At 39.0% G+C, this 12,238-nt stretch carries 9 protein-coding genes; 8 read left to right on the top strand and 1 reads right to left on the bottom strand.

The genetic code is table 11. The features are described from left to right. The 8 genes from DUT68_RS08250 (at position 1) to lipA (ending at position 7,698) form a co-directional block, all read left to right on the top strand. Positions 1 to 1,278: a DUF4833 domain-containing protein gene (locus DUT68_RS08250; protein WP_113637400.1), complete on the top strand. Its 1,278-nt coding sequence runs from the start codon at positions 1 to 3 to the stop codon at positions 1,276 to 1,278. Positions 1,279 to 1,282: 4 nt separating this feature from the next. Continuing rightward, the gene (locus DUT68_RS08245; protein WP_113637398.1) at positions 1,283 to 1,915 is read left to right on the top strand and encodes a sterol desaturase family protein; all 633 of its coding nucleotides are present in this window, start codon (positions 1,283 to 1,285) and stop codon (positions 1,913 to 1,915) included. A 39-nt stretch (positions 1,916 to 1,954) separates the two neighbouring features. Beyond that, a complete protein-coding gene (locus DUT68_RS08240; protein ID WP_113637396.1) occupies positions 1,955 to 2,896 on the top strand; it encodes a phosphatase PAP2 family protein in 942 nt (313 codons plus the stop codon). Then, positions 2,896 to 3,330, top strand: coding sequence for a GNAT family N-acetyltransferase (locus tag DUT68_RS08235; RefSeq protein WP_113637395.1), 435 nt, complete (start codon positions 2,896 to 2,898; stop codon positions 3,328 to 3,330). Before DUT68_RS08240 ends, DUT68_RS08235 begins: the two co-directional genes overlap by 1 nt. 83 nt (positions 3,331 to 3,413) lie before the next feature. Then, positions 3,414 to 3,992, top strand: a complete 579-nt coding sequence (locus tag DUT68_RS08230; RefSeq protein ID WP_113637393.1) for a YdeI/OmpD-associated family protein — start codon at positions 3,414 to 3,416, stop codon at positions 3,990 to 3,992. 5 nt (positions 3,993 to 3,997) lie between these two features. Next, a complete protein-coding gene (locus tag DUT68_RS08225; protein WP_113637391.1) occupies positions 3,998 to 4,555 on the top strand; it encodes a DUF4256 domain-containing protein in 558 nt (185 codons plus the stop codon). 85 nt (positions 4,556 to 4,640) lie between these two features. Further along, on the top strand, positions 4,641 to 6,740 hold the full coding sequence (locus DUT68_RS08220) for a tetratricopeptide repeat-containing sensor histidine kinase (RefSeq protein WP_113637390.1): 2,100 nt from the start codon (positions 4,641 to 4,643) through the stop codon (positions 6,738 to 6,740). A gap of 64 nt (positions 6,741 to 6,804) precedes the next feature. Then, entirely contained in the window at positions 6,805 to 7,698 is an 894-nt protein-coding gene (gene lipA / locus DUT68_RS08215) for a lipoyl synthase (protein WP_113637388.1), read from the top strand. 202 nt (positions 7,699 to 7,900) lie between these two features. Here lipA and DUT68_RS08210 read toward each other — a convergent pair whose 3' ends face one another. After that, entirely contained in the window at positions 7,901 to 12,172 is a 4,272-nt protein-coding gene (locus tag DUT68_RS08210; protein ID WP_214608402.1) for a pectinesterase family protein, read from the bottom strand. Between the last annotated feature and the right edge of the window lie 66 nt (positions 12,173 to 12,238).

The raw sequence follows: 12,238 nt of genomic DNA, 5'->3' as shown, positions 1-12,238 counted from the left end.
ATGAAATTGAGAGACAGCCTTCAACTTGGCATTTATAAAATCATTAATCCTTTTGTAAAGGGGTTAATCAAGATTGGACTTACGCCTAATATGGTAACCACCATTGGACTAATGTTAAACATTGGGGTTGCGATTATTTTTATCATAGGTGCAGAGAAATCAAACCGAGGCGAACTGGAATACGTAGGTTGGGCCGGTGCCTTAGTACTTTTTGCAGGGCTTTTCGATATGCTTGATGGACAGGTAGCACGTTTGGGCAACATGAGTTCAAAATTTGGCGCACTTTACGATTCAGTTTTGGATCGATATAGCGAAATGGTAATGTTTTTAGGCATTTGCTACTACTTGGTGTCTCACCACTATTTCTTAAGTTCTCTATTTGCGTTTATTGCGCTAATTGGCTCAATGATGGTAAGCTACACCCGTGCCCGTGCCGAAGGATTGGGTGTTGAATGTAAAGGCGGTTTAATGCAACGACCTGAGCGTGTGGTTACCATTGGTGTTTTTGCTATTGCCTGCGGAATTGCCTACAACTTTTTAGGCGGCGATTATAAAGTGTTTGTGCCGGGCATCAAGTTTCATATTTTCGAAACCATGACCATCTTTACTTTACCAATTGCGATAATGGCAGTTATGACCAACATCACTGCGGTAAATAGGCTAAGAGATGCTAAAAAAGCGTTAGACGCAGTAGAATTCCCGAAAGCAAACAACAAGGCTGCCCTAGTAGCGGGTTTAATTTTATTTGCTGGCTTAGGAATTTCGGGTACTCCAAAAGCAATGGCTCAAAATGACGACCCTTCGCCATTAACCTTTCCAATTCCAAAAAATATTGCCAATCAGCTTTTTTACGTACAGCGTGATCCTAACATCAATACCATTATTTGCCAGTTAAATATGGATGAAAGTGGCAACTTGGTTAAAGAACAGCCAGTGAATGTTTTTTGGATGCGTTATGCCGATAAAGAGGGTAAAAAGGATTTAAATTATATACAACGTAAATTTGCTTACGGCATTCAAACAAAGGATATAGGCAATGGCAATTACGAATTACGTTTTGTATCGTATAAAAAATTTCCTTTGCTGCTCACCAAATCATCAGCTGATAAAAAATATCATGTTTACGTAACAGCAAATAATAAAAAGATCCAATTGGAGCGTATTTTTTTACGAATAGAAGGTGGCAGCTTTTGGGTACCTAATGTAAAATACGTGGAGCTTAAAGGCTATGATGCCAACAATCCAAGCAAAGCAATAACTGAAAGAATAAAAGTATAATACCATGGCAAAGAATTTCATATCAAATTCTAAAGAGTCAACAAGAATGTTTAAAAGCGACTTGCTAGAGCCGCTTTCGAAAGTGAAATACTATGTTCCGCTAATAATTTATGTGCCTTTGATACTTTTCTTGGCATGGAAAGCATTAGTTGATGTTCAAACTCCAGTACTTGATTTTATGGGCTGGCTTTTGTTTGGGCTTTTCATCTGGACAATTACTGAATATGTGCTTCACCGTTGGATATTTCACTTTTATCCAAGCAGCACCTTGGGCAAACGTATCCATTTTATTTTTCACGGTGTACACCACGATTATCCTAACGATGCCAATCGGTTAGTGATGCCACCATCAGCCAGTATTCCATTGGCTTTGGCATTTTACCTTTTATTTGACTGGCTGCTGCCAGAAACAAAAGTTTACTCGTTTTTTATTGGTTTCATTGGCGGTTACTTATTTTATGATATGGTACATTACGCCCTTCATCATGCTAATTTTAAAAGCGGATTTTGGAAAAAGCTGAAACACCACCACATGTTACACCACTATCAAGATGCTTCTAAAGGTTTTGGCGTAAGCTGGATGTTTTGGGATGGCGTGTTCAGATCAGGATTTGAGAAGAAAACTGAGATAAAATAATCGTCCCATCAAGAGGAGACTGCGTATAAATAAAAACAAATGACATCTGAAATTCCGTCCCAAGAAAAAAAAATAAACTTTAAAAAAGATTTGCCCTTAACCTTGGGCATTTCTGCTTTATACCTAGTCCTCTCCTATTTCTTAGTCGGATTTAAAACAGACCAACTGGTACTAATAGGTATTTTCAACACACTCTATTACCTTTCGTCTACAACTCGGAAGTTCATCATTGGCTTTTCTATTTTCATTGTGTATTGGATCATCTTCGATTACATGAAGGCTTTTCCAAACTACAACTACAACGCAGTACATATTGCCGATTTATACCAGTTTGAGAAAAACCTATTCGGCATCAATCATCAAGGAAAACTACTTACCCCTAATGAATATTGGCTATTGCATACCCACTCATTTTTAGATGTGATGACGGGCGTGTTTTATTTGATGTGGGTTCCGGTGCCTTTGGCCTTTGCAGCCTATTTGTTTTTTAATGAAAAAAGGAATTTCCTCAATTTTCTACTAACCTTTGTTTGGGTAAACCTTTTGGGCTTTGTAGTGTATTATCTTTACCCAGCTGCCCCGCCATGGTACGTTCAACAACATGGATTTGAATTTATAGCCAACACGCCGGGCAATACCGCCGGCTTAGCACGTTTTGATAACTTTTTTGGCATTGAGCTTTTTAAATCAATTTATAGCAAAGGCTCTAATGTATTTGCCGCAATGCCTTCACTGCACTCCGCTTATCCGCTAATTGTGGTTTACTATGGCGCTAAAGGAAAATTCCGCAAAGCGAATATCTTTTTTGTAACGGTAATGCTTGGAATTTGGTTCGCAGCAGTTTACACTAGCCACCACTACCTATCCGATGTACTTGCTGGCATTACCACAGCAGTTGTTGGCATATTTTCTTTCAACTGGCTTAAAGAACGAAAACCATTGGCTAACTTTATACAATCGATGTTAAAATTGATTTCCTAATGGAGATAAGCAAGCTCACAAGTATTACCGAAAGCGAAGCAAAACAAATTTGTGAGCTATCCTTACAGCTGGGGTATAACAATGACTTAGACCGCTTGAAACAAATACTTTCCGATATTATCGGCTTAAATGATCATGCCATTTTTGTAGCCAAAATTGATGGCGAGATTGTTGGCTGGCTACACTGTTTAGTTTGCTTACGGGTTGAAAGTCCAATTTTTGTAGAAGTTACCGGCTTAGTTGTACACAAAAACAATAGAGGAAAACAGCTGGGCAGGCATTTGATTGAGGCAAGTAAACAATGGAGCATTAGTAAGCAAATTGATCAAATTAAGTTGCGCTGTAATGTAACCCGCAAACAGAGTCATCAATTCTATCTCTCGCTTGGTTTTTCCTTAAGTAAAGAGCAAAAAGTTTTCGAAATAGCGATTTAAGTATTCACGCTAGTGCAAATATTTTAGGCCTAAATTTTTCTTTAGCCGAGCTATTCCTAACTTTATCGCATTAACCAAAGTATATGAACGCCAAAGTAGACCAATTTTTAAGCAGAGCTGAGCAATGGAAAGAAGAATTTGAAACCTTGAGGGCCATTGTGCTAGCATGTGGGTTAAATGAAGACTTTAAATGGGGACAACCCTGCTACACCTTAAATAAAGCCAATATTGTTTTAATACATGGATTTAAGGATTATTGCGCTTTACTATTTTTCAAGGGTGCATTGTTGGATAATTCGCATGGTTTACTCATTCAACAAACCGACAATGTGCAGTCGGCAAGGCAAATGAGGTTTACGCAAGCAAAAGAAATCACAAAGTTAAAGCAAGAAATTACATCGTCCATATTTGAAGCCATTGAAGTAGAAAAAGCTGGGCTAAAGGTTGAATTGAAAAAGACGGAAGACTTTGAAGTAGCAGAGGAATTTAAAACAAAGCTAGCAGCATTACCTGCCTTAAAAACCGCATTTGAAGCACTAACGCCAGGTAGGCAACGTGCTTATTTATTTTACTTTTCTGATGCCAAACAAGCTAAAACTCGAGCAGCAAGAGTTGATAAATGCATTTCACAAATTTTAAATGGTAAAGGTTTGAATGATTAAAAAACATGAGCAAAAAACTTACTCCGCAACAAAGTCAAGAGCTACTCAGTATCCTTAAAATTCGTTTCGAGAAAAATATTAAACGGCATCCAAACCTGCAATGGCATAACATACAAGCAAAATTGGAAGCTAGCCCAGAAAAACTATGGTCGTTAAATGAAATGGATATTACCGATGGCGAACCTGATGTAGTGGCCTACGATGAAACTACCAATACCTACACTTTTGTGGATTGTGCAGCTGAAAGCCCAAAAGGCCGTAGAAGTTTATGCTACGACCATGCTGCATTGGAGGCTAGAAAAGAACATAAACCTAGTGATAGTGCGGTGAACATGGCAAATGAAATGGGCATTGAACTTTTAAACGAGGTACAATATCGAGAATTACAAACACTTGGCGAGTTTGACCTTAAAACTTCTAGCTGGATACAAACTCCTGATCTTATACGCCAGCTTGATGGCGCTTTATTTTGCGACCGCCGCTATAACACTGTATTTGTTTATCACAATGGAGCACAATCCTATTATGCAGCACGAGGTTTTAGAGGTTTATTAAAAGTGTGATTTCAAAATATTCCAAATTAGAGTAAATAAAAATATTTATCTATATTTAAAGGTGTTTTAAACACGTAAACGTAAACGCCTATTTATGCTCAATGCCATCAAACGCTCAAAAAAGCATGCGCTCATCTACATGCTATTATTTTGTTCGTGTTTTATAGCAAGCGCACAAACTTCTAAAATAGATGATTTGCTGGGGCAGCTTAAGCCAACAGATCCGGATACTACACAGATCAAAGTGTTGCGAAAGTTATCTGCCGCTTATACTTCTGTAGATCCCATCAAAAAATACTATTACGCCAATCAATATCTTCGCCTTGCGGAAAAAAACAATATAGACTCTACTATAGCCAACGCCTATTTGGACATGGGTATTGCCCATGCGGTACGGAGCAACTTGGACAGTGGACTTTATTATTTTAGGCTAGGGCACGAAAAAGCAAAAGCCATCAATTACCTCAATGGCATGGCCAGAGGGTATGTAAATATTGGTTTTATATTAGATAGGCAAGATAAAAAACGTGAATCTGTAAAAAACTACGAAGAGTCTTTAAAAATATATCGACAGCTCAATTACAAGCGAGGCATTAACCAATGCATCATGAATTTAGGCTCCATTTACTTCGATTTAAAGGAGTATAAAACTGCCGACCTTTATTTTAAACAAGTATTAGAAAATGTACGGGAGACGCCTAACGATCAAGTTGGTTTAGCCAATGCGCTCTTTTCTTTGGGAAATTCTAACAGAAAAATTGGTGATCCACGTGTAGCGTTAGACTACTTCAAACAAAGTTTAGCTATTAGAGAAAAATTAGGCGACATCAACGGTATTGGCTTAAGCAATTGGGGCATAGGCTTGGTTTTAAACAATTCGGGAAAATATACAGAAGCCCTAAAGCATTTTGAAATTGCACTTAAAAACAACAGGCAAACTAAAAATGTATATCAGGAAGCTATCGTTCTAATGTCGATTTCCGAAACTTATCTCAATTTAAAAGATTACAAAAAGGCAGAGGAATACGCTAAAACTGCGATGGTGAAGGCAAAGGAATCTGACTCAAAAGGCTTGGTAGCTCAATCATTAGAGTACTTGATTAAGGTTGAAACTGCACAAAAGAAATTTGCCGATGCACTTGAGCATCAATCTGATTATTTAGCAATTACCGATAGCCTAAAGGAAACAGAAACCAAACGCGAAGTAATTTTAGACGATTTGGCCCGTGTTAACACTGACAACAAAAATCTGGAAAAGCATAATGAAAAAATCAGTGCAAAAATCACCGATTATTCTTACGCTATTGCTATTATCTCGGTTTTACTGCTGATATTGATTATACTTTTGATCCTTTATTATAAGAAAAATGCGGGCTATAAAACCGCTAATGAGCTATTAAAACTACAGAAACACCAAACTGCTGAAATTAACGAGGAGCTAAGCGCCCTAAATGAAGAGTTAAAAACGCAGATGGAAATAGTTTCAGCGCAAAATATTGAACTCGAAAAGCTGAACAAAGTAAAAAATAAGTTCTTCAGTATTGTTTCGCATGATTTAAGGGCGCCCATACATTCGCTTAAAGCACTCTTTGGCATGTATCACAGCGGGGTACTTAGCGAACAGGAATTGACCAACATTTTGCAACGCTTAGAAGAAACCGTTTACACCACAGCATCGTTTTTAGATAATTTGCTGGAGTGGTCAAAAAGTCAGCTGGAAGGGGTAGTTATCAATCCTTCGGAGGTAGATTTGCATGATGTGATTGACCATAACATCAAACTAATGGATTCGCAAATAAGAGCTAAAAATTTATCGGTAGAAAATAAAACCTCTAGCAACGACACTGTATTTGCAGATTTAAATATGGTACACGTGGTGGTTAGAAACTTACTTTCCAATGCAGTAAAATTTTGTGACCCCAACAGTAAAATCACATTTAGCACTGAAATAGTGGATGGAAAAGTGAGATGTATGATTAAAGATACAGGTAAAGGCATCAGTGAAAATGACTTGGATAATTTATTTAACCTCACCCACCATTCACAAACGGGTACTTCAGGAGAAAAAGGACATCATATTGGCTTAATTTTATGCAGAGATATGATTTTACAGAACCAAGGTAGCTTAGATGTAGAAAGTAAACTTGGCGAAGGCACTGCTTTTTACATTACATTACCTAAAGCGGCGCAATAAAACATTACAACTTTCCAACATTTCAACCTTATAACATTTAGGCAATATTGCGTAACTTTGTAACATGATTGAACTTCCAGTTGTTGCACCAACTACCGAAAAAGCCCGTAAACCTGATTGGTTAAGGGTTAAACTACCCATTGGTAAAGAGTATGCCCAGGTGAGAAGCCTTGTTGACGAGCATAAACTACATACCATTTGCGAGAGTGGCAATTGCCCTAATATGGGCGAATGTTGGGGTGCTGGTACGGCAACGTTCATGATTTTAGGAAACATCTGTACCCGTTCATGCTCATTTTGCGCAGTGGCAACTGGTAGGCCTTTAGCTGTTGATACAGACGAGCCAAATCGTGTGGCCAATTCGGTAAAACTGATGGGCGTTAAGCACTGTGTAATTACTTCTGTTGATAGAGATGATTTAAAAGATGGCGGTTCTATTATTTGGGCCGAAACGTTGCAAGCAATTAGAAGAGAAAGTCCGATAACTACTTTAGAAACACTAATTCCCGATTTTAAAGGACAGTGGGATAATTTATACCGCGTATTGGAAGAAAGGCCAGAAGTGGTTTCGCATAACATGGAAACAGTGCGCCGTTTAACTCGCCAAGTACGTATACAAGCTAAATACGACCGCAGCTTGGAATGCCTGAAAAGAATTTCGGAATTTGGTTTGCGTACTAAAACTGGCATTATGCTAGGCTTAGGTGAAACCGAAGAAGATGTTTTTGAAGCGATGGACGACTTAGTGGCTAACGGTGTTCACATCTTAACTTTAGGGCAATACTTACAACCTACCAAAGCACATCACCCAGTTGTAGACTGGATACACCCGGACCAGTTTGCCAAATACAAAGAAATTGGCTTAGCTAAAGGATTAAAGTATGTAGAAAGCGGACCTTTGGTACGTTCTTCTTATCACGCAGAAAAGCATTTATTTGATATCGAAGGCATTGCTTAACAGCTGTCTATTTTTTCTGAATTACAGTGCATGCCTAAATTAGCAGGTGTTGTTGCTATGTAATGTCATGGTTTCGGCTTATGCCGGATTTAAACATGATGAACGATTATCTTCAAAGCATCAACATCTCCCCCTAAAAAAACACCCCTAGCACTGAGACTAGAGGTGTTCGTTATTGTTAATTAAGGATGGTTCCGGAGAATTATCTCTTCACTACTTTAATTACCTGTTTGTTTCCATCGGCAACTAAACTTACCATATACAAACCTTTTGGAAGTGCAGTTAAATTAACTTTGGTACTGCTTTCCCCTTTTGTTGCAGGTTGCGTCAATTGTTTTCTGCCCTGCATATCCACTACCACAACTTCTGCGTTTGCAGTTAATAATTGGTGGTTAATTGTAATCCAACCATCGGTAGGATTTGGATAAGCGCCAAAAGCGGTATTGATTTCACCTACACTCACTAATCTCACCTCACTTACAGTAAACTTACCATCTATATCATATTGCTTAAGCTGGTAGTAATTATCACCAGTTAGCGGCGTACGATCGGTAAAGCTGTATTGATGCTCGCCAGCAGTATTTTTTGAAGCTTGAGTATTGATTACTGCGAAATTACCCTGACTACCTTTTCTAAGCAGCTCAAATTTAAGTGTGTTTACTTCGTTGGTAGTTTTCCAACTTAAGTTTACCTGAGGGTTGGTTGCCGTACCTACTTTTTTAGCTTCAAAAACAATTAAATCCAATGGAAGTACACCATTATTAATTACCACGAAAGGGCTAAATTGATTAATGCCACTTATAGTTGCAACGTAAGGATTGGTACCTGTTACTGTTGCGCCATAACCTATGTATGCACCATTATGGTAATTGGCTACGCTCACCGGATCTGTAGTTAAAAAGCCTGCGTTATGGTTAGCTGCAGTCCACTGGAATTGTAAGTTGGCATTAGCTCCGCTACCCAATGGAGTAATGTTCCACTGCAAGTTAACAGATTTAGTTGCATTAGAAGGTAATGGGTTATCAAAACCAGATTTTAGGCTGAAAGAGAAATCGCCCGATGTACCAGTGTTTGCAATAGCAACTGGCGAGTAGCCTAAGTTAGTTCCCAAAGGTACTGATACCGAAGTTGAACCGATGTTTTTCACGATTAAACTTCCCGTACCACTAGTAATTACATAACCAGTAGCGGCATTGTCTCTGGTAATGGTATTTACTGTTAAAGAGTTGTTGCCTAGCGTTAAAACACCATTTTCAACCGTTAAATTGCTTGAAGCTACTGGCGATTGCAAGGTGTAATTTCCAACTACATCAACCGTTAGGTTAGTTAGCAAGTTACCCGCATCATTGTATTTATAGTTACCTGTAGCACCTTTTAAGTTCAATTTTACTGATGCCGAATTTGATTCGAACGTACCACTGTTTACCACAAAATCTCCATTAACGTTAAAAATGGCATTAACCGTGCTGTTCTCTCTTACCAATACGCGTCCGCCGTTTTGCTCATAACTACCCAAACCAATAGTACCACTGTTGTTTAATAAGGCTAAGTAAGTTGATCCGGTACTGTTAACGGTAAATTTACCCCTAATGTTAGAGACTAGATTACCTTGGAAAGCATAGTAATTCACTTGCGAAGGGTTATCCCAAGTTACGTTGTAATAACTAATTGTATTTTTAAGGATCCCGGTTTGAGATGTAGTGATTCCCGAAATCAAGAAGGTAGAGCCATCTTCAAAACTTACTGCACCCGGCATGGTGTTGGAATTTGCAGCATGCTCATACGTACCTGCAACGGTAAAATTAGCTGAACCTACGTTGGCCAAAGAACCCGCATTTTTAAATGTACCACCTGCATTTATCTTTACATTATAGGTACCGTTATTGCCAATGCTTCCGCTGTTTACAAAATTACCATCCACAAAGAAATTAGGGGATTGATTTGCAAAATTTACTGTATTGCCAGAAGGGATAGTTAAAGTAGCGCCAGTTTTTACGTAGAAATTATTGCAATATCCAAATCCTTGCGTTAGTGTGGGCAAAATTACGCTATGCCCTTTTTCAATGTAAGAAGTACCTCCAGAATTGTACACTGGATAATCGGTTACTGCATTCCAATTCGTACCGTCATATTTTTGCCAAATGGATACATCGGTCCAGCTACCACTTGCAATTGTTCTAAAATCTCCGTTAACCGGTTGTTGGTCTATCGCTCCTTTAAAATAAACCGATTTTAATTTAGCGTACCTGCCGCTAGAGGTACTACCACAACTAAAATATAAACGTACTTTTAAAGTTTTTCCGGCTGGAACAACTACGCCATTATCACCATTTAAAATGAACCTGAATTGTTGAGTAGTTCCACCGGTGCCATTTGTAATTAGCGCTGGTGCGGTAAAAGCTCCAAAGGCAGTATTAGCCAATGCTACGTTGGTACCATCGTAACCGCCTGTAATTTCAGAGACAGTTGTAAAATCATCTATCGAGTAAGAAACTCCTATTTTGGTGTTAGATGATGTGTTATAAAAATTGGTTGAGAGCAAAAGCTCTTGAACAGTTAGCATTTTACCTGCCGCAGGTACTACTGTAAATTCTTCGTAGTGCGTACGACTTAAGTTACCACCTGGACCACCAGCTGCAGTTCCCCACAAACCGGTCGCTGTTGCACCAAACGCTTGTCCATGGGTGGTAGAGTAAGCAGGCACCGCCGTTACCGTAGTACCGTCAGACAGCGCAAGGTTATTGAAAGTTGGTGTAGTAGCTGTTACTCCAGTAGCCGCTGTAGCTGTGTTGTTTGCCGTGAGCTCCCAACGAATCAATTCCTTTAAATCAATGAGTGAATAGTTAACTTTTGAAGCGCTTACGGCAACATTTACGGTAGTGGCATTGGTACTGGTGTGGGTAATATTTCCCGAGTAAGTACCCGTAGCATCATTGGTGTTTAACCTCACTAATATGGTAGTGCTAACAGAGCCACTACTTGGTGTAATTACCAATGGCGAACCAGCACTGTACCAAGTTTGTCCGTTATCATTACTTACCTGAAAGTTGGCAGGCGGAGTTACGGTTAAATTTCCTGAAAGATAAGTTGCCGAAAGGGTGTAAACTTTTGTAGCCGAAGGTCCATCAGTGCCTTGAAGAAGAGCACCCGTAATTGTACCAGCTGTAATTGCCGGAATTGCGGCAATAGTTGCACTTTCTGAACGTGCTGTTCCGCTTGCTGATGTTGCTTCAACGTAATATTGATAAGTTGACATTGATGGCGGAACGGTTTCTTTACCTGTAGTAGGTGCGTAAGCTAAATTTACGTCGTTACCGCCGATTGTTTGCTCATTCACTAACGTTGGAGTACCACCATCGGCAATACGATACAAACGATAGGTTACGTTATTTTCAGGCCAGTTTAAATTCCACTTGAAGGTAAGCTCGTTACCAGTTTTTGTATACTTGAAATTAGAGATTGCTAATCTGTTAGTTGGTACGGCGTTACCATCTAAAAACACCGCATAAGGATCCCAAACATTGTTATTTCTATCCTTGAAAACGATGTTATTATCCAAATACTCCGCAGCCTCAATTGATGTTAATTGCTTTGACCAATTTACACGAGAGCTAACATCCAATGGATTTCCATTCATATCCATTGAGCCATACTCTGCGTAAATTACCTTGCTCACGTCCGTACCAGCATCCCAAATAGACCAACCTTCCGGCTTAACTACATTACTCATTTTAGTGTTGATGAACACGGTAGCCGCCGTCGATTTTGGATCAGCAGTAGCTGCATCATTTTGCCAAGGCCTACCTAATACATACTTGGTAACTCCTCTGTTGGCAATAATTTGGCAATTTCTAAATAAAAACCCTTTAGTTTCACGAGTGTTAGATGCTGTAATATAACTGCTTGCTTGGTTATCTACCCTATCTCGTGGATAAATTACACATTCGTCAAAAACAGTTTTTGCGTTACCAAAAATAAAATCAACCACGCCCTCAATGTAACACTTGTAAAGTGATTGAGGATATTTAGAGTTGTAGGATAAAAATGTATCCTGCCCACCTAAAAACCTACAATTTTTAAAAGATGCCCTGTCGCCACTTACGTTAATAGCCAATGCCTGAGGAGCATCCCCTGTGCTATTTTCGAAAGTTACGTTAGCCGCACTAAAATCATCCGAATTGATAATCACCGAAGCTGAGTTTGCCGTACCATACGTACCTCCGCCCGGCATACTCTTACCATTTGCATTATTATAGGTGATGATGGTTTTCGCTACATCCTCCCCAATAAACTGGATGAACGGTTTTGCAATGGTTAAATTTTCGTAATAAACACCTTTCTTAATTAAAATTCGATAAGGTGATGTGGCATTTGAGGGAGCGTCATTTAGTGCAGCTTGGATGGTAGTGTGCGTACCTCCACCGCTTGGGTCTACAGTGGCACTGTACTGTGCACTTGCTTTAAACCCTAGCATAACTAACATTATGCTACAAACGATTTTAAACAGATGATTTTTCATTTTTTGGTGTACATTTTACAT

Source organism: Pedobacter zeaxanthinifaciens, from assembly GCF_003313335.1.
Classification (GTDB): domain Bacteria; phylum Bacteroidota; class Bacteroidia; order Sphingobacteriales; family Sphingobacteriaceae; genus Pedobacter; species Pedobacter zeaxanthinifaciens.
Note: the sequence above shows the minus strand (reverse complement) of the source record. Positions and strands in the feature narration are given on the sequence as shown.